The 20,726-nt window shown below is 34.6% G+C and carries 25 protein-coding genes and 1 tRNA gene; 13 read left to right on the top strand and 13 right to left on the bottom strand.

Going from position 1 to position 20,726, the window contains the following annotated elements; all coding sequences use genetic code 11:
• Positions 1-32: 32 nt before the first annotated feature.
• The 3 genes from acnB to SJPD1_RS07780 form a co-directional block, all read right to left on the bottom strand.
• Entirely contained in the window at positions 33-2,591 is a 2,559-nt protein-coding gene (acnB, locus tag SJPD1_RS07790; protein ID WP_096046656.1) for a bifunctional aconitate hydratase 2/2-methylisocitrate dehydratase, read from the bottom strand.
• Positions 2,592-2,622: 31 nt separating this feature from the next.
• Positions 2,623-4,737, bottom strand: a complete 2,115-nt coding sequence (locus tag SJPD1_RS07785; protein ID WP_096046655.1) for an FtsK/SpoIIIE family DNA translocase — start codon at positions 4,735-4,737, stop codon at positions 2,623-2,625.
• Positions 4,738-4,820: 83 nt separating this feature from the next.
• On the bottom strand, positions 4,821-7,460 hold the full coding sequence (locus SJPD1_RS07780) for a flagellin N-terminal helical domain-containing protein (protein WP_096046654.1): 2,640 nt from the start codon (positions 7,458-7,460) through the stop codon (positions 4,821-4,823).
• Positions 7,461-7,624: 164 nt separating this feature from the next.
• Here SJPD1_RS07780 and SJPD1_RS07775 point away from each other — a divergent pair, with 164 nt between their 5' ends.
• From SJPD1_RS07775 to SJPD1_RS07765, 3 genes are all read left to right on the top strand, one after another.
• A complete protein-coding gene (locus SJPD1_RS07775) occupies positions 7,625-7,903 on the top strand; it encodes an HU family DNA-binding protein (RefSeq protein WP_087438656.1) in 279 nt (92 codons plus the stop codon).
• An 82-nt stretch (positions 7,904-7,985) separates the two neighbouring features.
• A tRNA-Leu gene (locus tag SJPD1_RS07770) sits at positions 7,986-8,070 on the top strand.
• A gap of 189 nt (positions 8,071-8,259) precedes the next feature.
• The gene (locus SJPD1_RS07765; RefSeq protein WP_025344726.1) at positions 8,260-9,483 is read left to right on the top strand and encodes a tyrosine-type recombinase/integrase; all 1,224 of its coding nucleotides are present in this window, start codon (positions 8,260-8,262) and stop codon (positions 9,481-9,483) included.
• A 25-nt stretch (positions 9,484-9,508) separates the two neighbouring features.
• On the opposite strand, the gene SJPD1_RS07760 is transcribed toward SJPD1_RS07765, so the two are convergent.
• Together SJPD1_RS07760 and SJPD1_RS07755 are read right to left on the bottom strand one after the other, a co-directional pair.
• Complete coding sequence (locus SJPD1_RS07760; RefSeq protein ID WP_025344725.1) at positions 9,509-10,066, bottom strand: hypothetical protein; 558 nt, start codon at positions 10,064-10,066, stop codon at positions 9,509-9,511.
• Positions 10,067-10,070: 4 nt separating this feature from the next.
• Complete coding sequence (locus SJPD1_RS07755; RefSeq protein WP_025344724.1) at positions 10,071-10,478, bottom strand: helix-turn-helix domain-containing protein; 408 nt, start codon at positions 10,476-10,478, stop codon at positions 10,071-10,073.
• Between the two features lie 296 nt (positions 10,479-10,774).
• Here SJPD1_RS07755 and SJPD1_RS07750 point away from each other — a divergent pair, with 296 nt between their 5' ends.
• The 4 genes from SJPD1_RS07750 to SJPD1_RS07735 all read left to right on the top strand — a co-directional run bounded on the left by SJPD1_RS07750 (position 10,775) and on the right by SJPD1_RS07735 (position 13,131).
• Entirely contained in the window at positions 10,775-10,978 is a 204-nt protein-coding gene (locus SJPD1_RS07750; protein ID WP_025344723.1) for a helix-turn-helix transcriptional regulator, read from the top strand.
• Between the two features lie 6 nt (positions 10,979-10,984).
• Complete coding sequence (locus SJPD1_RS14445; RefSeq protein WP_138070107.1) at positions 10,985-11,494, top strand: hypothetical protein; 510 nt, start codon at positions 10,985-10,987, stop codon at positions 11,492-11,494.
• A 72-nt stretch (positions 11,495-11,566) separates the two neighbouring features.
• A complete protein-coding gene (locus SJPD1_RS07740) occupies positions 11,567-12,103 on the top strand; it encodes a hypothetical protein (RefSeq protein ID WP_069478043.1) in 537 nt (178 codons plus the stop codon).
• Positions 12,100-13,131 carry a hypothetical protein gene (locus tag SJPD1_RS07735; RefSeq protein WP_025344720.1) on the top strand — a complete coding sequence of 344 codons (1,032 nt, stop codon included), beginning with the start codon at positions 12,100-12,102 and terminating at the stop codon, positions 13,129-13,131. Before SJPD1_RS07740 ends, SJPD1_RS07735 begins: the two co-directional genes overlap by 4 nt.
• Positions 13,132-13,154: 23 nt before the next feature.
• Here SJPD1_RS07735 and SJPD1_RS07730 read toward each other — a convergent pair whose 3' ends face one another.
• The 4 genes from SJPD1_RS07730 to SJPD1_RS07715 all read right to left on the bottom strand — a co-directional run bounded on the left by SJPD1_RS07730 (position 13,155) and on the right by SJPD1_RS07715 (position 15,892).
• Positions 13,155-13,433, bottom strand: coding sequence for a M48 metallopeptidase family protein (locus tag SJPD1_RS07730; protein ID WP_202819545.1), 279 nt, complete (start codon positions 13,431-13,433; stop codon positions 13,155-13,157).
• A gap of 245 nt (positions 13,434-13,678) precedes the next feature.
• The gene (locus tag SJPD1_RS07725; RefSeq protein WP_025344719.1) at positions 13,679-14,155 is read right to left on the bottom strand and encodes a hypothetical protein; all 477 of its coding nucleotides are present in this window, start codon (positions 14,153-14,155) and stop codon (positions 13,679-13,681) included.
• Between the two features lie 238 nt (positions 14,156-14,393).
• Positions 14,394-14,621: a hypothetical protein gene (locus SJPD1_RS14530; RefSeq protein WP_025344718.1), complete on the bottom strand. Its 228-nt coding sequence runs from the start codon at positions 14,619-14,621 to the stop codon at positions 14,394-14,396.
• A 1,052-nt stretch (positions 14,622-15,673) separates the two neighbouring features.
• Positions 15,674-15,892, bottom strand: coding sequence for a helix-turn-helix domain-containing protein (locus SJPD1_RS07715; RefSeq protein WP_025344717.1), 219 nt, complete (start codon positions 15,890-15,892; stop codon positions 15,674-15,676).
• A gap of 264 nt (positions 15,893-16,156) precedes the next feature.
• Here SJPD1_RS07715 and SJPD1_RS07710 point away from each other — a divergent pair, with 264 nt between their 5' ends.
• From SJPD1_RS07710 to SJPD1_RS07685, 6 genes are all read left to right on the top strand, one after another.
• Positions 16,157-16,456, top strand: a complete 300-nt coding sequence (locus tag SJPD1_RS07710) for a hypothetical protein (RefSeq protein WP_025344716.1) — start codon at positions 16,157-16,159, stop codon at positions 16,454-16,456.
• Positions 16,457-16,873: 417 nt separating this feature from the next.
• Positions 16,874-17,071: a hypothetical protein gene (locus SJPD1_RS07705; protein WP_025344715.1), complete on the top strand. Its 198-nt coding sequence runs from the start codon at positions 16,874-16,876 to the stop codon at positions 17,069-17,071.
• Positions 17,068-17,265, top strand: coding sequence for a hypothetical protein (locus SJPD1_RS07700; RefSeq protein ID WP_025344714.1), 198 nt, complete (start codon positions 17,068-17,070; stop codon positions 17,263-17,265). Before SJPD1_RS07705 ends, SJPD1_RS07700 begins: the two co-directional genes overlap by 4 nt.
• Positions 17,265-17,450 (top strand): hypothetical protein, encoded by a 186-nt coding sequence (locus SJPD1_RS07695; RefSeq protein WP_025344713.1) that lies wholly within the window; start codon positions 17,265-17,267, stop codon positions 17,448-17,450. Before SJPD1_RS07700 ends, SJPD1_RS07695 begins: the two co-directional genes overlap by 1 nt.
• A gap of 15 nt (positions 17,451-17,465) precedes the next feature.
• Entirely contained in the window at positions 17,466-17,834 is a 369-nt protein-coding gene (locus SJPD1_RS07690; RefSeq protein WP_025344712.1) for a hypothetical protein, read from the top strand.
• Positions 17,835-17,927: 93 nt separating this feature from the next.
• Positions 17,928-18,272 (top strand): hypothetical protein, encoded by a 345-nt coding sequence (locus tag SJPD1_RS07685; RefSeq protein WP_025344711.1) that lies wholly within the window; start codon positions 17,928-17,930, stop codon positions 18,270-18,272.
• A gap of 357 nt (positions 18,273-18,629) precedes the next feature.
• On the opposite strand, the gene SJPD1_RS07680 is transcribed toward SJPD1_RS07685, so the two are convergent.
• The 4 genes from SJPD1_RS07680 to SJPD1_RS07665 all read right to left on the bottom strand — a co-directional run bounded on the left by SJPD1_RS07680 (position 18,630) and on the right by SJPD1_RS07665 (position 20,578).
• Complete coding sequence (locus tag SJPD1_RS07680; RefSeq protein WP_210394346.1) at positions 18,630-18,989, bottom strand: hypothetical protein; 360 nt, start codon at positions 18,987-18,989, stop codon at positions 18,630-18,632.
• Positions 18,990-19,020: 31 nt separating this feature from the next.
• The gene (locus SJPD1_RS07675) at positions 19,021-19,419 is read right to left on the bottom strand and encodes a pyridoxamine 5'-phosphate oxidase family protein (RefSeq protein ID WP_069478041.1); all 399 of its coding nucleotides are present in this window, start codon (positions 19,417-19,419) and stop codon (positions 19,021-19,023) included.
• 78 nt (positions 19,420-19,497) lie between these two features.
• Complete coding sequence (locus SJPD1_RS07670) at positions 19,498-19,917, bottom strand: Rieske (2Fe-2S) protein (protein WP_025344708.1); 420 nt, start codon at positions 19,915-19,917, stop codon at positions 19,498-19,500.
• A 10-nt stretch (positions 19,918-19,927) separates the two neighbouring features.
• Positions 19,928-20,578 carry a flavodoxin family protein gene (locus tag SJPD1_RS07665; protein ID WP_025344707.1) on the bottom strand — a complete coding sequence of 217 codons (651 nt, stop codon included), beginning with the start codon at positions 20,576-20,578 and terminating at the stop codon, positions 19,928-19,930.
• Between the last annotated feature and the right edge of the window lie 148 nt (positions 20,579-20,726).

Raw genomic sequence — 20,726 nt, 5'->3', positions numbered from 1 at the left:
AAAGCCACTCAATTTGAGTGGCTTGTGGGATATTAATTTGCGAGTTCGTAATTTTCTATGAGATTAAAATTGAGATATTTGTAGACTTTATCTGTCTTACCCGCCAATTTTTTAGGCACTAAACTCATATACTCTTCAACACTTGGCAGTCTGCCTAGAAGTGCACAAAGGGCTGCTAATTCTGCGCTACCAAGATAAACTTTAGAGTTTGGTCCCATACGGTTATCGAAGTTTCTGGTGGATGTTGAGAAGACAACAGCACCTTCTTTAACATTGGCTTGGTTACCCATGCAGAGTGAACAACCTGGGATTTCAATACGAGCACCCGAAGTACCAAAAATAGAATAATAACCCTCAGCAGTGAGTTGCTCTTTATCCATTTTAGTAGGTGGTGCGACCCAAAGGGTTGTTGGCACTTTTCCTTCACCTTGAAGAACCTCACCAAGGGCTCTGTAGTGACCAATGTTGGTCATACAGCTTCCGACAAAGACTTCATCGATTTTTTTAGGGCGATTGTCATCGGAAAGGATTTCACTGAGTGTGGCAACATCATCGGGGTCATTTGGACAAGCGAGAATTGGCTCTTTGATTTCATTAAGATTGATTTCAATGACTTCAGCATACTGTGCATTGGCATCTGCTTTAAGAAGTTTAGGATCTTTGATCCACGCTTTCATTTTATCGGCGCGTCTTTGCAACGTTTTAGCATCTTGATAGCCTGCTTTAATCATTGCTTCAAGTAGTGTAATGTTCGATTTAAGGTATTCAACGATTGGTTCAACATCTAATGCTACAGCACATGCCGCTGCGCTTCTCTCCGCCGAAGCATCACTAAGCTCAAATGCTTGTTCAACCTTGAGTTTTGGAAGCCCTTCGATCTCTAAAATACGTCCTGCAAAGATATTTTTTTTGTTTTTCTTTGGAACAGTGAGCAACCCTTTTTTAATTGCATAGTAAGGAATAGCATTAACAAGGTCACGAAGCGTAATTCCAGGTTGCATTTCACCTTTAAAACGCACCAAGACTGATTCAGGCATATTAAGAGGCATACTCCCTGTAACGGCAGCAAAGGCAACAAGACCAGAACCCGCTGGAAACGAAATACCAATAGGAAAACGCGTATGGCTATCTCCACCTGTTCCTACCGTGTCAGGGAGGACCATACGGTTAAGCCAGGAATGAATAACACCATCTCCTGCTTTAAGGCTAACACCTGAACGAGACGTGATAAACGCAGGTAATGTATGGTGAAGTTTAACATCACTTGGTTTTGGATAAGCGGCAGTATGACAGAAACTTTGCATCACAAGATCCGCACTAAAACCAAGAGCAGCAAGCTCTTTGATCTCATCTCTCGTCATTGGTCCGGTGGTGTCTTGACTTCCAACAGTAAGTGTATGGGGTTCAACATACATACCAGCACGAACACCTTCAACGCCACAGGCACGTCCGACCATTTTTTGTGCAAGTGTATATCCTACCCCTTTTTGTTCACTTGGTTGTTCTGGTTTTGCAAAAATATTTTCTGCACCCATTCCAAGACTTGCTCTTGCTTTCGTGGTTAAGCCTCGACCGATGATAAGAGGAATTCTACCACCAGCACGGTATTCGTCTGCCAAGGTATTGGGTGAAAGTTTAAATGTTGCAATGACTTTACCATTTTTTTCAATTTTACCGGCTAAAGGATAGACATCAATAAGATCGCCTGTTTCTAAGCCTTCAACATTAACTTCTATAGGAAGAGCTCCACTGTCTTCTGCTGTATTAAAGAAAATAGGCGCAATGGTAGATCCTAAAATCAACCCCCCTGTTTTTTTATTGGGGACATTGGGGATTTCACGTCCCATCCACCATTGGATAGAGTTAATACCTGATTTTCGACTACTTCCCGTTCCTACAACATCACCGACATAGGCAACTTCATGCCCTTTGGCAATCAACTCTTTAATTTTTTCATTGGAACCAGGAAGTCTTTTAACCAGCATTGCATTGGCATGAAGAGGAATATCACTTCTTGTAAACGCTTCACTTGCAGGACTAAGATCATCGGTATTGGTTTCACCTGATACTTTTAAAACGGCTACGGTAATTTTTTCTGAGATAGTTGGTTTTGTGGTAAACCACTCTGCATTTGCCCAAGAAGTCATCACTTCTTGGGCATAGACATTTGTTTTTGCTAAAGTTTCAATATCATTAAATGAGCTATAAACAAGCACAGTATGTTTAAGAGCATTGCAAGCTGCACGTGCTACGGTATCGTCTTTTGAACTAAGAGCATCAACAAGAGGTTGAACGTTATATCCACCAAACATGGTTCCCAAAAGTTCAATGGCGTAAACAGGTGAAATTGCTTTACATGTAACTTTTTTTTGTGCAACATCATTTAGAAAAGCAGCCTTAACATACGCAGCTTCATCAACTCCTGGTGGAACTCTGTTCGCGAGAAGATCACTTAAGAAGGCTTGATCACCCTCTTCTTTTTTTAAAAGCTCGACTACCTCTGCTGTTTTTTTAGCATCTAGAGGCAAAGGAGGAACACCTAACTTTGCTCTTTCATTCACTTCTGCTTCATACGCTTGGAAAAAACTCATTGTGACTGACTCCTTGTATGTGATTGATTCGTTAAACAATGATTTCGCGCTGACCTTTAGCATTTTGAGATGAAAGGATCCCCATGGCTTCCAGTTGCTCTACAATCGTTGCAGCTCTATTATAGCCAATATTTAATCTTCTTTGAATATAAGAAATTGAGCTCTTTCTTTCATTAAGGACAATGGCTTTTGCATCATCAAAAAGCTCATCCAACTCACCACTATCTTTACTACCAGAGGCAGATGAAAATCCCTCTTCACTCTCTTTAAGAAAACTCTCGTCGTATACGACGGGGCGCTGTTTCTTGAGGTATTCAACCACTCGGTCAATCTCATCTTCACTGGTATATGGAGCATGTAAACGAATGAGTCCAGAAGTGCCTGGAGGGGTGAAAAGCATATCGCCATTTCCAAGCAGTGAATCTGCTCCCATGGCATCCAAAATGACTTTTGAGTCGATTTTTTGCCCTACTTTAAAACTAATTCTAGAAGGTAAGTTTGCTTTAATAAGACCTGTTACAACGTCAACGGAAGGTCTTTGTGTCGCAACAATAATGTGAATTCCACTTGCGCGTGCCATTTGTGCCAAACGTGCGATATAAAATTCAACATCTTTGCCACTGGTCATCATAAGGTCTGCTAATTCATCAATAATAATGACAATATAAGGAAGTGGTTCGACGCCAATACTCTTGGCTTTTTCATTATAATTTTCAATATTTTTAGTTTTAGAACGACTCATAATTTGATAACGTCGCTCCATCTCACTGACCATATTGGCAAGTGCAATAATGGCTTGTTTAGGTTTTGTGATAACAGGTGTTAAAAGATGAGGAATGTCATTATAAATTGAAAATTCTAACATTTTTGGGTCGATCATCAAAAAACGTAACGTATCCGGTGAATTGCGGTATAAAAGAGAAAGTAACATTGCATTAATGCCCACACTTTTACCGCTGCCGGTTGTTCCTGCAATCAATAAATGTGGCAACTTTTTCAAATCAGTAACAAAAGCATTGCCGACAATATCTTTACCAAGAGCGATTGTTAGTGGTGATGAAGATTTTTTAAAAATTTCACTCTCTAAAATTTCTTTAAGATAAATCGTTTCTATCTTTTGATTTGGTACTTCAATTCCCACAACGTCTTTTCCTGGAATGGGCGCTTGAATACGAATTGTTTTCGCTTTTAATGCCATAGCAAGGTCATCTTGAAGCGTTAAAATACGCGAAACTTTCACATGAGGTGCCGGCTTAAACTCAAAGGTTGTAACCACGGGTCCTGAGTAAGTTCGTACCACATCGCCTTCGATTTTAAAGCGTCTAAGTTTTTCTAAAAGATCTTGAATCTTTTGGTCAATTTCGCTTTCATTAACATGTATAGCTTTTGCAGGAGGATTGGCCAAAAAAGAGAGTGGTGGTAGTTTAAAATCTTTTGGTTTATCACATTCACCTTGATCAATTTCTGAAAGTAACTTAGTGTTTTCCGCAACTTCACTGAGAATCTCGACTTTTTTAGCGCTTTTAAGGCGAACAAGTGGCTTGTGAGGCTCTTCATTTTCAGGATAAAGGGGCGTGATAATAGCTGGATTTTCATCAGGAGTATCATCATTTAAAATGATTTTAGGTTCGCTAAAAGATGTCTGTTTTTTACTACTGCTTTTTGTTTTTTTCTCTTCAAAGATAGATTTTTCTTCCTCTTCACCCTTGTACTCTTTAATTTTTGTTTTGGTAAATGCTGGTTTCATAAAGGTTAGAAAATCACTAATGCTTGATTCAACAAGCAGTGTCATTGAAAGTAAAAAAATGGCAACAATAAAAAGCCAGACTCCCATAATACCAATAGAAGCCATTAACATATCAACGATTGATCGACCAAAAGTACCATGTAATTCGTTTTTGATAATAATAGATTGAGCCATTAAAAAAGCAAATAGAAGAATCGTTGAAGCAAGAAATACTCCAATACGACGTTCTGTAAGTTTACTCTCTTTGTAAAGTGTAAAAGAAGGTAAAATCAACAAGAATGGATAGAGAAAAGCAATATAACCAAATGTATTTTGATTTAATTTCCCAAGATATGCACCAAATTTTCCAACAACAGAAGCATCAGGTAAAATAGTTGCTACTCCTAAGAAAAGGACAATAGCAATAAAAATAATAAAAAAAGTCTCTTTTAAGATAATAGATCCTTTACATGTAATAATAGTATTGATATTATAACAAATTATTACATGTAATCTAACAGTGACATTGAATTTATCTTCGACATAGTCGATAACATTGCTTGATAAGCGGTATTGATTGACTGAAATTCTAAGTATGCTTCTGCTGTATCAACCCCAATAACACTGTCTTGGACAGCTTTTACATTAACGCTAAGCATTTCAGAGCGTGTATTTGCATCCGTTAACGCATTGGTTAACGCACCAATTTTTGTTTGAGCTTTTGTGACATGATCCGCAATATGATCAAGTTGTGTTAATGCGTTTTGAATACCAATATTGCGTGGATCATCCGATGTTGAGTCCATACGAAATGTGCCTGAACGCACCGCTGCTATCATCTCATCAAGCTGCTTAAACATATCGATGGATGGATTGGAAATTGTTACCGAATTGTTTGCCATAAAGGTCAATGCAGAACTTCCAACACCTGTAAAGTCAGTAGCACTTGCATCATACATTGTAAAATCAATCTTTGATGTAGATGCTGTTTTATCTTTGATAATAATTTTACCTTGTGAATCGAGATTTACATCAACACTATTTTTTGCAGTGCTTAAAGCAAAGTTATATTCAGCAAGATTTGCATTACCGATAGCATTGTTATAATCACTTGTTGCTTTGGTTACTTCAGCGGGTGTTGATGTTGGATTATCTCTTATAATACCAGCATCAATAGCTTTTTGAATGTAACTAGCAGTTTCGGTAGAAATACCCGTTTTTGCAATGGTTGTTTGTGCTGCAAGGTTTGCAGCATCGCCTGCAACACCAAAAGCTATGGCATTATTAATCGCTGTTTGTGCGGTTGTTGAAACACCTTGTTTAGGTAGATTACCTGAAGTTGCCATACTAATGAGGTCATTAAGCTGTTGATACGTCATATTATCAGCCATTGTATTTAAATTTAAAGGATCACCACTACCATTATAGATAGAGAAAGTCTCATTTTGACCTGTCGTATTCCCATCGCCATTTAAATCTACTGAAAATGTTGTATTCGAAATATCTAGATTCAAAGTACCTGTTCTTGGTATACCATTTTTATCAGTATAGTTTAGAACCATTTGTTTACCGTTAAGGCTACTCACACCTGCAACATCAACAAGTTTTGTACTTGATGTCGCATAATCGCTTGTACTTTTGACTACTTGTGAAATATTACTTGAAAGTGTACTACCGTCTTTTTCAAAACCTCTTCGTGCGTAATTCATTGCATCAGGAATTGCATCACCATGAGCTAATGTGTTGACCGCATTTTTAGGTTGAATAATGGTACTAAATGTATTGGTAGGGTCATTGACTAACATACGGCCATTGGAGACAGTAACAGAACCAGCACCCAATCCATACTCTGTTTCAATTGCTGTCATCAAATCTTGTACGGTTTTTCCACTTGTTGAAAAGGATGTCGCACCAAAATCTAAATGATCAACATCGGAAGGAAAAACACTACTAAGAAGTGTTGTCGATGTCATACTGGAATCAGTTTTGTTTTGCATTGGAAAATCTATGGCAAATGTACCTGCTGTTACGGAAACAGAACGCATCGTCAAATCAGGACTTGATGCAGTTGTCTCGTAATTACTTTTATTGAATGTGATGATGTCCACATTCGGTTGCGTCAATAAATTATCTACATTCATGATTTGTTTAGCATTTCCTGTTTCACCAGGAAGAGCATTCCGATCAATGGCGCCAAAGATATTCATATCTAAAAGTTGACTTCCAGATTTGAGGTCTTTTACTTCAATTTGCCCTCGAGCATTTAAACTAACATCTACAACTTTATTGGATGCTGTATTACCGTAAGCATTGCCAATATTTTGAAGTAAATCAGAAACTTTTGAACTTGTATCAAGAGAGAGCACGTTTGAAAAAGTTGTACCATCGCTTTTTCTACCAGAAAGATAGAAAACCGCTTTACCATCATCGGTTGCACTACTGTTAGTATCGCCAACAAGATCTCTAATGGTGTCCGACTCTTGTAAATAGACTTGAGAAGAGGTTGTATTTTGAGTGTTTGTAGTCATAATATCAGGATGTAATTTTGATTGATTATACATTGATACATTCGTTGAAACAACCCTATTGTAGTCTGAATCTTTTCCTAAAAAGAGAGATTGTCCTGTAATGTTGTATGGTAATTGAACGCCAGAACCTATCACTGCAGTTAAATTTTCGGAGTTTCCTTGATAGGTTCCATCAGTTGCAATTGGTTTTTGAGATAATGCTGAACCTGAAAATAAAAATTGACCATTAACCGAAGTATTTGCTAAACTCACTAAATTATCTTTTATACCTTGTAAGTCATTTGCAAGTGCTTGTAAGCTTGTTGTTGAGTTGGAAGTACTTGAAGCTTGAACCAATTTTGATTTGAATTGATCCAAGGCTGAAGTGAAGCTACTTAAAGCTGAATCCGTATTATCTGCAAATGTTTTGGCTTTAGAGCTACTTTGTTTAGATTGGTCCAATGTATCGACCTCATTACTAAGACGCATAGCATCTACATATACACTTGTGTTTTCATAGCTGTTTTGTATCTTTAGTTTGCTATCAATTTGTTGGTTAATATTGTACAATTTCTCTGTAGCATTACGATAGTTACGAATGGATGTGTTAAATAAAAGTGAATTTGTGATTCTCATGATTTACTCCAAAGATTTTCTTTAATCACCTAAGCAATTTTAATTCCTTGTATAAAATATCGACTTTTTGGGCATATTCTTTAACTTTTTAAAAAAAATTATTGTCTTTTTTTAAAAAAAATTGTACAATCCTCACACAAACACTTTATATTAAGGAATGAGCAATGAAAAAAGCGGAATTTATCCAAGCGGTCTCTGAGAAAGCGGGTCTTTCTAAAAAAGATAGTCAAAAAGCTATTGATGCAGCTTTAGAAGCCATCAGCGAAGCACTAGTTGCTGGCAAAGACGTAAGCTTTATCGGTTTTGGTACATTTAGTACTGCAACAAGAGCAGCTAGAAAAGCTAGAGTTCCTGGTACAAACAGAGTCGTTGATGTTGCAAAAACAACAGCTGTCAAATTTAAAGTTGGTAAAAAACTTAAAGACGTTGTAGCAAAAGCTTAATTCTTCACCTCAAAAAGCTTAGACATTCAGTTTTACTGATGTTTAAGCTTTTTTTTGTATAATTCCAACTCTTATTTACAGTGCCTGAGTGGTGAAATTGGTAGACGCGCTAGACTCAAAATCTAGTATGGAGACATATGCCGGTTCGAGTCCGGCCTCAGGTACCATCTCTTCTTTTAAACACAATCATAAAAGTTCATTTAACCTCATAAAACCCTTTTAAATAGCGCTTTATGTGCTCTATTTACCTTCAAATAACATCAGATAAATTTACTGACATTCAAAATATATGACAGTATTTTTGACAGTACATGCTACAATTACAAAAAAAATAAAGTGAGGTACTGTCATTTATCATGGCTAAGTCGATTATACCGCTATCTGAGATGCAGATAAAAAATGCTAAGCGAAAAGAAAAAGACTATAAACTTTATGATGGTGATGGACTATATATTATTATTTGGTCTAAAAAAGAACGAAATAAAAGATGGGGTTTTGATTACAGATTTCAAGGTACACGAAAAACAATCTCTTTTGGAACATATCCAGAAATAACACTTGCACAAGCTAGAAAGTTAAGACAGGAATCAAAAGAAAAAATATTCAAGAGCATTGATCCGTCTCAAGAGCGTAAAGATAATAAAAAAGAATTGGCACATTGTACAACTCTACAAAATATATCAGAAGAATGGTTTAATATAAAAGCTGGAAAACTTGCTCAAACAACTATTCAAAAGAAAAAAAGCTTTTTAGTTAATCATGTATATATTAGTATTGGGCAAAAGGATATCAAAACAATTAGTCGTTTAGAAGTAATAGCTATATTAAAAGAAATCCAAAATAAAGGTGCTTTTGAAGTAGCTGATCGAGTTTTAAACATGCTCAATAATATTTGGCGTTATGCTGTTACTATGCAAATTGTTGAGCATAATATTATTGCCGATATTGAAAAAAGTATGGTTATTCAAGCGCAAGAGCGTAGGCATTTCCCAACAATAACAGATTCACAAGAAGTTGGTGCCCTCCTCCGCGCTATTGATGGCTACAAAGGTGATATTAACACTAAACTAGCTTTGATGATTTCACCTTATATTTTTTTACGGTCTTCTAATATAAGATCATTAGAGTGGAAAGAAATAGATTTTGAAAAAAGAGAAATTAGAATTCCAGCAGCTAAAATGAAAATGAAAGCTCCTCATATTGTTCCACTTACAGATCGAACAATAGAAATTTTGAAACACGCATATTCAATTAATGCACATTGTAGTCTATATGTTTTCCCTTCTTCAATCTCTAATATAAAAATAATGAGTGAAAACACGCTTAACTATGCTCTGAGACGGTTAGGATATTCAAAAGAAGAAATTGTCTATCATGGATTTCGCGCAATGGCTTCAACAATCTTACATGAACAAATCAGTGAGCATGGAATTCATAGTGATGCTATAGAAAGGCAATTGGCTCACGCTGAACGCTCTGGTGTAAAAGCCGCATACAATCATGCTGAATATTTAAAAGAAAGAAAGATATTAATGCAATGGTGGAGTGATTATTTAGACCAGTTGAAGTTAAGTATTTAAACAAATTAATTTAAAACTACTATAGTTATTTTTTTACCAGAAATAAAATAACTAAAGTGTATGTGGCGGCCATAAAAAATAGCAATGCAAACTTGTACAAACCAAAATAAATATATAATAATGTTAAAAAAGTAAAAAGTAAAATGTAGAAAAGAAAACTTTTTCTAATAATAGAGCATAGCTTATTTGAAAAATTTATTTTATATTTTCGATAGAAAACCTCAAAAAAAGCCACAAGTACCAAAACCAACATAATTAAATCAATTAGAATTTTTACAAGATAAGGTTCTAAATCTTTTAAATTTTTAAATTGCGAATCGAATACAGTTACTAAAATCAAAAAAGCACTAACAATAATAATTAAAAAATAGACAAGAGTATGTGCCCCAGTTTGTATAAATTTTTGAGAATCAAATTTTGGTTTATCAAAGATGCAATGAAGTTTTGGGAAATTAAATTGATTAGTCAATAAGTTGATTTTGCAATTATTTAATTTAACCCCTGCTGATTCATCTTGGAAATTTGCATCTCTAAAATCATTCTTTATCGTATCAATAGAAGTAGTAATATCTGAATTATCCATTTTTTTACTTCTGGAGAGTTAGTTGAAACAATAAAGTTTTAAGAGTGTCCATATCGTCTTTATATTTCTTGCAAAGCTCTTTAACAAGAGATTTGACAAGATCATCACAACCAAAATCATTATTCGCAATAGAATGAATTGATTTGTTTATGGAGCCAATTTCAACTCCAGTAGCACCGCCACTTAAATTTGCATTTTGAAAATTATTGTTTGAAGATATTAAATTATTAAAAATATCGTGATAAATACCTAATTCTCGGCACTTTTTACGAATTGCTGAAACAGAATTACGTGTCCGCCATGACGTTATAGTTTGTTGCGATATTTGCATTTTAGAAGATAGTGCAACAATGGTTGCAACTTTATAGTAATCAAGTAATCGGTCGATAAAATAATTTGCATTAAACTGCATATATCCCCTTTTAAAGCTTATTAAATTTAAATACAATAATATACCGCGAATAAAGCGCATTAAATTCTTAATTACATCATTATATCACAAAAAAGGCAAGGAATGATAAAAAAGTTTTATCATCTAAGTGAAGTATTAGACAATATCATATAATTAAATAGTTAAAGTAGTATAAATAAACCGTAAAATATGCAAATAACTGCATTTATAAGCTAATATTAATAAAATATACAATATTATACCGCAATAAATGCAGATTTATTTTGTAAAAAAATATATCATACTAGGAATAAAAAATGGATAAATTATATCGTCTTGCAAATGTACTTCAAATAGTTAATAAAAAAGAAGGTAGCTGGCGCAATCTAATGAAATTAAAAAAAGCGCCTTCTCCCATCTATTTAGGCTCTAGGAGCCCACGGTGGAGGGAAAGTGAATTAATGGAATATTTAAAAGATCCTATAGCTTATGAAATAAATCTACAAAATAAATCTAAATAATATTTCTTGAAAACATATACCCAAGAGCAGCTTTTACGGAAATTTTCAAAAATACCAGATGTAACGCAATGTGAAATTTTGGAAAATAGTTTAGAGCGTTACTACGCTCTTAAATCACGAAATGATTCTAAGCTAAATCGCTCTCATCTTTTACATAGTGCGCTTCTATTCTCCCTTGAAGCACATTACCATACCTTACACCTTGGTTCTGCAAAAAAGCATTCAAAGGAATTAACTACCCTAGAGGAGAAATTTAACATGCAAATAAAAGTGACATTAGCAGCCCACAAAAAGAAAAAGGTTACCAAGTCGTCTAAGCTATTAGGACACTATGCCCCTTTGGTCTATCGCTTAGTTAAAGAAGAACATTTTAGTTTTCCAAAAGTAAAGGCCTTTTTAGCAAAACACCATTCTTTCAAAGTAGATCATACTCTTATAGCCAGACTTTATCCCAACATAAAACAAAAAGTTGAAGATCTTAAATATGCTGTAAGGCAAGTAAAGAGTGATTTTTAAAAATTATGCTTTTTAAAACGAATAGTATCTATAGGGTTTTATCTTTACAAAAAAACTATATAAGGAGTTCGTATGAGTTTACATGTAATACCATTGATTCAAGAGTTTTATCTTGCTACAGATAGAATAGAAATCCCAGAAAATAAGATTATCCCAACCAGTGCTGGGAAAAATGGAAAAATTGAGAGTGGGTATGTGTTACAAAAAAGTCATCCCTATTACGAAATAGATACACTTTATTGGAGAACAACACCTTTGGTGAATCGTATCTTCATTATTCATTTTCAAGAGATTCTACTGGCATTTATCCATTCCCAGCTTATGAGTCAAAAGAACTATGCCATATTTAATTATGAAAGAGCGAATGGAATCAAGCTCTATTTGCACCCTAAAAAGCCAACCAATATTTGTATCGAAGTGTTTGATAGGAAAGCAAAGAATTTTATCTTAGCTGAAACATTATGTAAAGTTGAATGTCGTATTTTGGTAAGACAATTGCATTACTATTTACATAGTGGGACAATCGTTGAAGAAGCACTCAATGAAAGTGTCGAATGTTTTTACAGTGAAAAATCATTTAAACTCAAAACACCTAAGGTGTACGAATGAGAAGTAAAATTGAATACCAAACAGGACTACTCTCAGAAGTCATTTTTCATCCAGGACTATCCAAGGCTCTTCAAAAACAAACTGGAGAGCTAGCCAATACTAGGACGATTCAAACATATAGAGAGATATGGAATCAATTAGGTAATTATGTAAAAGACAACTATGGCATTAAAGATCTTCAAAAGCTTACCCCAGAGTATATCATGGGCTTTATGATGAAAAAGGTATTTCAAGGAGTAAGTGAACAATATCTTGAAACCATTAGTTGCGCAATTGGTAAGCTTGAACATGCATTAACAATGCTTCATGAGAAATTTATTGAAGAACAACAAAGATATGCAACGAATACGCACTATGTATACGATTTTAGCATTCGCCAAACCATCCTTAATGATGCAAGAAAACACAAACTCGTGATAGAGACCAGTGCTGATCCTAACTTTTCACGCATTTATGAAAACCCCAAAGCACTTATTAATGCTATTGAAGATCCTTTGTACAAACTTGCTGCAAAAATTCAATATGAATCAGGGGCTAGATTAGAAGGGGTCTTACGTATTGATGAATATATGAGAGTGCAAACGCATAAGTTAAAAGATAATACGCTAAGTGACACTATTGAGTATGCAAGAGTAGATGATACATACTCTAGCGTGCCTCAACTGCAAGGCTACGAATACGACACATATGAGGCTATGCAAAAAGGAAGAATATTTGATGTTGAGAAAGGAGGAAAGCCAGGGAACTTATCGGTTAAAGTTGAAACTTATCAAGAGCTAAAAGCTTATCTTATACAACACTCAAAATTCATTATTAATAAAAATAAGTATCGATTAGCTCTTAAAAAAGCAGCAAATCAGACAGGGCAAAAATATGATGCGACTCATGGATTACGATGGAATTACGCACAAGAGCGATTTTTTAAAATTCAAGTTATTGGTGGGCTTTCTTACGTACAAGCTCTTCAGGAGGTTTCTTGGGCCATGAAACATGAAAGAGCTAATATCTCAGAGCATTATTTAGGGTAAAAACTCCAGTATAATTATTTCAATCAACAGCAACAAAGAGGATAATATTCAAGGAGTTTTTTTCTCTCAATCCAATTTGGCATATATTTATCCATCAAAGATTTAAAATTATCATTGTGGTATCGCTCAAGTAGATGAATCATCTCATGAACGATGATATATTTTATACACTCAATAGGCTGTTTTGCAAGCTCAAAATTTAAGAGTATTTTTTTCTTTTTAATACACTTTTTGCTAATCAATCGCTCTTTTGCCGCTAATGATGAAATAGTTTCTGATGAGTTGTTTATCCATTGATTCAAAATTTCAAGCTTTAAAGTTTAAACGCATAATAAATCTGTAACTCTCAAGCGTGAGTATTTCATCTTCAAGTACACAATCATAATCTGAATGTATTGATATATTAAGTCTTCAAAAAGAGGGACGGCACTTTTGATTAAGTTTTATGGCTTAAAAACGATGTTAAAATAGAAAAATAGAAAGGTAAGAGCAATGTTTTAAAAAGAAGCAGGCTCTTTCTTGTTAAAACCCACTTCTTCACAAGGTTTTATTTGTTTTTTAACATCCAATAACGGTTGTGAACGCTCAATGTTTGGTAAAGAAACAATTCCTCTTCATCGCTTTTGACATTTAGAGCCATTGGGACCTCTGTACTCTCAATTTGTGTTATAGCTGGTTTTTTGTCTTTCATGCTGTCTAAAAATACTACATTGTAGTCTACTAAAAATTCAGCGTCATTTTTTCTAACAAAGACAGACCCTTTGCATTTATCTGCTTCTTCAACATTTGGACATAAATTGAAGCTGGCTTTGTAGGGAAGTTCTGGAATATTAATTGTTAGTTTTTTATCAGGCTTTCCATCCGCTGTTTCAACATAGTTTAAGACATATGCCTTTTTGCCATCCGGGTTGACAACATGATTTAAATTGTCATATTTTGCAATTTGTTCAGATGCGTTTAATGCACCTCCTGTTACAGCCAATAGCGCAACACTACTAACAAGCAGACTAAGCGTCTTTTTCATGGTAAGTTCCTTTAAATAAATTTTATCAATAGTATTTTAGATAAAAGAACTAACCAATGTCTCATAGGAATGTTAAAATAAACTTAAATTTAAAAGAATTAGAAAAGGCTTTTAAAAAGAGCGACACACTTCCACATGTTTTGTTTTATAAATCGTTTGATTTTGAGTGGTATTTTTCTTTATGACGATAATTTGCGATATAATATTGGAGACTTCAGATGGTCTATAAAACTGTCTTTTACTTTTGCCACATTCTGTTGCAAAGTAGCGTATTACCAAGTATATCATTGCCTTCTGCGGTGTTGCCATCAAGCTCAAGATTGTTAAATATTTTGATAGAGTTCTTGCAATCGCCAAGCTTAGTTTTGTCATTAAAATCAGCTTTATCGATGACACATTTTAAGTTATTTGCTTCTGCAAGAGCTGAGATGATTTTGTTGATCTTGTCAACTACAAGCTTTTCCATATCATAAAACTTGCACTTTCTGGCACTTCTATTAAACTGCTTGCATCATCTTTTTTTATCTGTGAATATTTTAAAATAGTAAAGTAAATATATAATTTTTATACTCACTTGCATCCATTCTGCCTTGAAGTTCATCGGCACTCGTACAAAGTTCACTGTACCTATTCCTGATAAATATATTTACTTACATTGTATTATTAAGATACTCAATGTCATATTGATAGTTATTATAAAGTCAAAAAACTTTTTTTACTTGCAAATTTAAAATACTCCAAATTGAATTTTGTAATTTTTATTTTACTTTTGCATTGTTTGTTTTAAGATATAGTACTTAGTCTTCTTACTGATATATTTAATAATATTTTTGTAATAGCATGTTCAATCGATATAAAACGTTGAAAAAATAATTGAATTTTAGTATTGAATAATTATAAATTGTGATTGTATTTTTTTTGTTTTAAAGCCCGCCAATAAGCATTTATTATCTTTATAAACGCATTTTTATTTCTATACCAAAACGGTAAAAAGGCAAAGAGAGACTTATTTACATGCTATACTTTCACTATCTTATTATTTTACTATTCTTGTTATATAGCTACAAATTAGCTATTAGGTGTTACGCGCATAGCCTACACGCGTATCATTTATGTACATTACGTTACATAACGCGCCAACCTTCGCTCTCAAAGGGGATAGAAAGCTTCTATCAAGCACGATGCAATGCTATAAAAGTGCAGACTATATTCAACTGAGTTTTCGGTCACTACAACCGCAGAGTGTAGTTAATACAACATAAGGAGAGTTATGATTTTTTATGATGTGATAGTAGTTTTATCATTTAATGTTTTACTTCAGTGACGCCATGCGTTCACTGCTAGGTTTTGTTATAGAATTTCTTTGTTTTTCAATAATGTTTTTACTATAAATGAATATTCTTTATAACTATTCGCTTCAGCTTTTAAAGCATCAAAGCATTTTGCATTAATATGGGATTTTGTGTTCTATAAAAAGCTTTAATAGTATTATTGACAGACGACGAGCAATAAAGAAATCTATCGCTTACCCTCCTCCATACTTTTCCCTAATGCCATCATTTCATCAAACTTTCTCGCTTTAGCATAGTTCTCTAACCAAGACCATACCCATAAAGGAGCGTTTTGGGTAGATTCCCATTGGTTAACACTTTGGTAATTCATTGATAGCTTTTGAGCAAACTCTTTTTTACTGAGGCCTGCGTGTTTAAAAAGTGTATTGAGTTTTTCTCGCTCCATGGTTTTCCTTGCTTGACTTTTAGTGCTTTTTATGCTTATATAATTATATTATAATTATTCTTTGTATTTATTTAAATATTTAGGCTCTTGTATTTTTTTCGAATTTATTTTATAATTACTGTACTAAAACACAAGGAGAATACGAACATGAAACAAAAAATAAACGAGCGAAAACTGATTACTAGAGAGCATCATTATGCACTGTTTGTCATTAGTGTTGAGTTTATTGTGCATCTTGTGCATGCTCTGTAGCAAGAAGAGCTCATGCATTATTTTAAAAAAGAGTTACAAGAAGTGGATGTCTTAAACCAAATACGGTGTGATGTCTGTGGTGAACATTATGAAAGTAATAGCTTGCATAAAGAGTTGATACACAGTGAGCATACCTTTGGGTATGACGGTGCCTTATTGGAAGATATAAGTAGACTCAACATGGATATTTGTGAAAAGTGTTTATACGATTGGGTAAAAAGCCATGGGCTTTATCATAGTGTTATAACACCCTCTTACGATTTAGGTGATAAAAAACAAGAGAATTTAAATGATACCCTTTTGAAAAAATGAAAAAAGAGCTTAAATTTCTCTTAGCAGGAGTGCGTGCGTGCGCCATTATAGCTAAAATTATTCAAAAATCAAAGCGCTCAACAATGCATCTAAGCCCTATTCTATCGGCATTTACCCGCTTGACTTTGCATTATTTTAGGATTATAATATGATGTGTAAAAAAAGAAAAAAGGAGTAAAAGACCATGTGTTTAACCATCAAGTTCATTTGTAAAACCATGGTGCTTTTTAGATACCAAGCTTTTTTCTTTTCGCATCTCCCTCGTGGATCACTGCCTTCTTAGCCCTTATTCTTTAAGGGAATATTTCCTAACCATTTGAGCATTATGTAAAAACCACCCTACCCTAGTTCTGTCTAAAAAAACAGGTTTTTAGAAAAAAAACAAGGATAAAACTATGCCTAAAAAAAGGAGAAAGCATGATGGATTTAAACCATCTCATCTGTGTTAACACACCGTTTCTAATCACCATTATCGTGGGAATCAGTATTGGCGCTATTGTATACGGGATATTACACCGCTTAGAGAGAAGGCAAGCACATATTGAAGATGTTCTATTGGCTAAAACCATAGCCCGAAAACTTTATGAAAGTCTTAAAGAGGAGAAAAAGATATGAGCTGCTTTGATTTCCCTACCCTTGCGCTAGTGTGGCCAGCTCTCTTTATTTTCTGGATACTTTTTATCTCCTCTAACTATCATGAACAAAGAGAAGCTAAAGAGGACTTAATGCTACAGAGTGCGCTTAAAGAGTTTAGGCGTTTAGTGGCTGCTGATAGCCATCCCATTCAAGCACTAAAAGAGGAGTCTTAATGTTTAACAACAGTGCACTAGCACTGTTCTTGTTTTTGGGCTCTTACGTGCTCTATGAACCAGGGATGAAAACAGAGATGGTTGTCTTTTTACTCTATTGTGTGTTCTTAGGCATAGTTGCTTTAGGGCTTGTGCTATTTGGTCATCATCCTTGGGTGAAGAAATGGCTGGATCGTTTATTTTAAGAAGGAGAAAAAGCTATGTCCGATAATTATGGACCACAGTGGTGTATTAACAATGAAGAAGCAGGAGGTGGTATCGCACTTATTCTAGGACTCATACTTGTAATGATAATCCTGATACCTGCTTATTGGTTAGGATGGTATTGGGCTGTTAGGATTTGGGATGTGAAGGTGTTTAAATACCCTTTTGCCACTCTTGTAGCAGGAATCTATGCAGTTGCCTTATACATGCTCTGCTTTGTTTCAATCTATGCTGCTTTGGTGGTCATGGTACTTGCTTGGCTCTTATGGGATTATTTCACCGCAAAACGCATCCTTCAACAGATGCAGCTGATACAAACGATACGTAAAAGCACTCGATGGCTTTTTTCGGCATGGAGAAAATAGGAGAAATATAATGGAAATAACACCAACAATGATATTCGTAACCGCGTTGGCTCTATGGGTCTATTATTTAAGGCAAATAAAGGAGAAGAAATAATGGGTGAAACAACACTAGGGAAAGCGATTATATGCCTATTTATGATGGCTGTAGCCTACTGGTTATACAAGATTGAAAAAGAGGAATCCAAACAGCGTGCACAACGCCGTCAGGAAGAAAAGGCATTACTGGATTATGTTATGTTTCTCACCACCACCCGTGTCAAGTTTGAACGACATCTATGGACAATCTTAGACAAAGTGGCTTCGTATAAAATTCAAAGTGTGATTATCACCGATGAAAAAGAAATTCCTCAATGTGTTTTACTGCCTTATGCGGAGTATAAGATATTACAAGAGTGTTATGACAAAGAAGAGGCTAAAGAGCTTGCCCCCTTTGATTGAAGAGCGCCTCAAAAATAAAGCCAACAAAGATCACTTTATTTTTCATGAGGAAATGATGAAAATTTTAAATGAAAAAAGGGCTAAAACTCACGACAAACACGTAAAAAAAGAACCAAATAGCAGACGAAGTTCAATTTTATAAATGATAAATTTACACTAAATCCTAAATTAAGCATATGTTTTTAATAATACGTTTAATATTGCTATTCGTATGACAAAAGACAATACCTTAAGATTATTTAAAGAGACTATCTATTTTAAATCGATAGTCTCACTCTTCGTTTATGAAAAGATGAAAGGTTTATAGCTTCAATATAAAATTATAGGGAAACTCTTTTATTATAAATTTTCTGTGCTTTAAATAACAGTGAATGCTAACCCTAGACCGACAATTGTTGTAAGCACAGCAAGACCCCAAAATGGTTTACTTGTTGGATCTTTAACAATTTGTAGCATAAACCAAAACAAGAATATTCCACCAACGCTTTTGATGAGTAATGGAATGCTAAAAGGAACAAGCGTCCACACGTAACATCCAGATAACAAGACCAAAGCAAACCAAACTTTCATTATTTTTACTGCTTTTACTTTTTGCTCTTCATTTGCAAAAAATGTTGCCCAAACGAATAAACCTATCATTATCCCTGAAAGAAAAAAGTGAACAGGTGTATTATTCATAATTGACATACCTAAAAAATCAATTTGAAATGAACTCATAGTATACATCCTCTAAAATTTATTGTATTGATTATGCGATTTGTGTACCAGCATTTTCTCCGGCACTTTGATCAAATATAGCTGTTGGTTTAAATATCCATAAAGCACTCATTGGTAATCCTGCTTTTTTCATTTGCGCAGCTACGCTCTCAAATAACTCGCCCTCAGTTTGTCTTTCAACGACAGTAGCGTTTACAAGATAAGACTCTGTTCCTTTAAGACATAAAACTGCGATGTTTTTATTGGTCTCTAGATTTTTAGCAGTTTTTTTCATCAATATTTCAGCTGCACAAATTGTTTGACTATCTGGCGCCATGATGCTGCCTACAACAATAGAGTGTGGTACACCGTCTTCAGCTACTGTTGTTAAAACTTTTGATGCTCCGTCGTCATTGAGCAAAGTTGCTACATTATCTGGTATTGTGATCATACTATTTTCCTTTTTTAATTTTTTTATCATTTTGAGACAAGTTTTATACACCGTCCACCTACGCCTAAAGTAATGATTTTAAATTGAAATTATAAGATTGTCATCCTCCTTTATCACAGTATAACACTTGATAGATTTTGAAACAGGACCATAAAGTTTATTTCCATAAAGATCAAAGGTCGCTTTATTCAAGCTACAGCATTGCACTGTATCCGTACCAGGCACTAAATCTAACCGCCTTCCCATATGTGTACATTTATTTTGATATGCTTTGTATTCTCCACTTTTACTCTGTATTACCAACACTCTTAAAGGAAGGCTTTTCCCTTCAAGACGAACTGCACCACCACGTATTTTTAATTCATCAGCCTTATTTAGGTCAATACAAATTTTCCCATCTAAATATCCCCAACAACTACTATCTTTAGGCTCATGTGTTGCAGGTTTTCCTGAAACTCTTTCAAAAAATCCTCTCTTTAAAAATGTAATGTTATCCATATATAATCCTTTAAAATACTAATGATTCTCGTAGTTTTTTTCCCAAATCTTTTGCTTGTTGTATGATTTCTAGTTGATTTTCAAACGCATGAATACCCACAGAATCAACCGTAGCCTCAGCACCATAGAGCATTTTAAATCCAGACATTTGACATACATCGCCATTCCCACACTTAACACAAGGGACATTACCGTGGACTAGAAGTGATCCTACAAAGTTCATTCCTTCTTCCATCATAAAATAATGAATAGCATTTGCACCCAATTGTGCAGCAGGAGGCAACATTTCACTTGGTGCAGTTACGCACGAAGTAATAACAGCAGCACCGAGTTTACCGGCCAAATATCCATTGTTGTGGCGCAAAGGGTAGAGCCGCTCCATAAAGGCTTTTGTTCTTGAATCTAATGTTGAATAGGGAGTAAATCCTGATACCACTAGAACATCCGCTTCTTTAACTTTATCGCACAATGTATTTCCATCATCCTTTATAACGCAACGATTCGTTGTCACGCATCCCAAACAGGCGTTGCATGGTCCAACGGTATAGTCTGATAATTTAATAAATTCTGATTCCAATCCAATTGCGTCGAGCACAGCTTGCAAAGCACGATCACTATTACTATTTTTAATCGGTGAGCCGGATACTCCTAAAACTTTCATTTGTTCTTCCTTCTTTGTTATATTTGAAGATTATAATGAAAATATATAGGTAACTTGTGGAGTAAAAGTAGATAATCACGTATTCTGGAATATTTGTTCCAAAATACTATTTAAGATAATTTAAACTTAGTTAGGAGTTGTGTGATTA

The sequence above is a fragment of the Sulfurospirillum diekertiae genome, from assembly GCF_002309535.1.
GTDB lineage: Bacteria > Campylobacterota > Campylobacteria > Campylobacterales > Sulfurospirillaceae > Sulfurospirillum > Sulfurospirillum diekertiae.
Note: the sequence above shows the minus strand (reverse complement) of the source record. Positions and strands in the feature narration are given on the sequence as shown.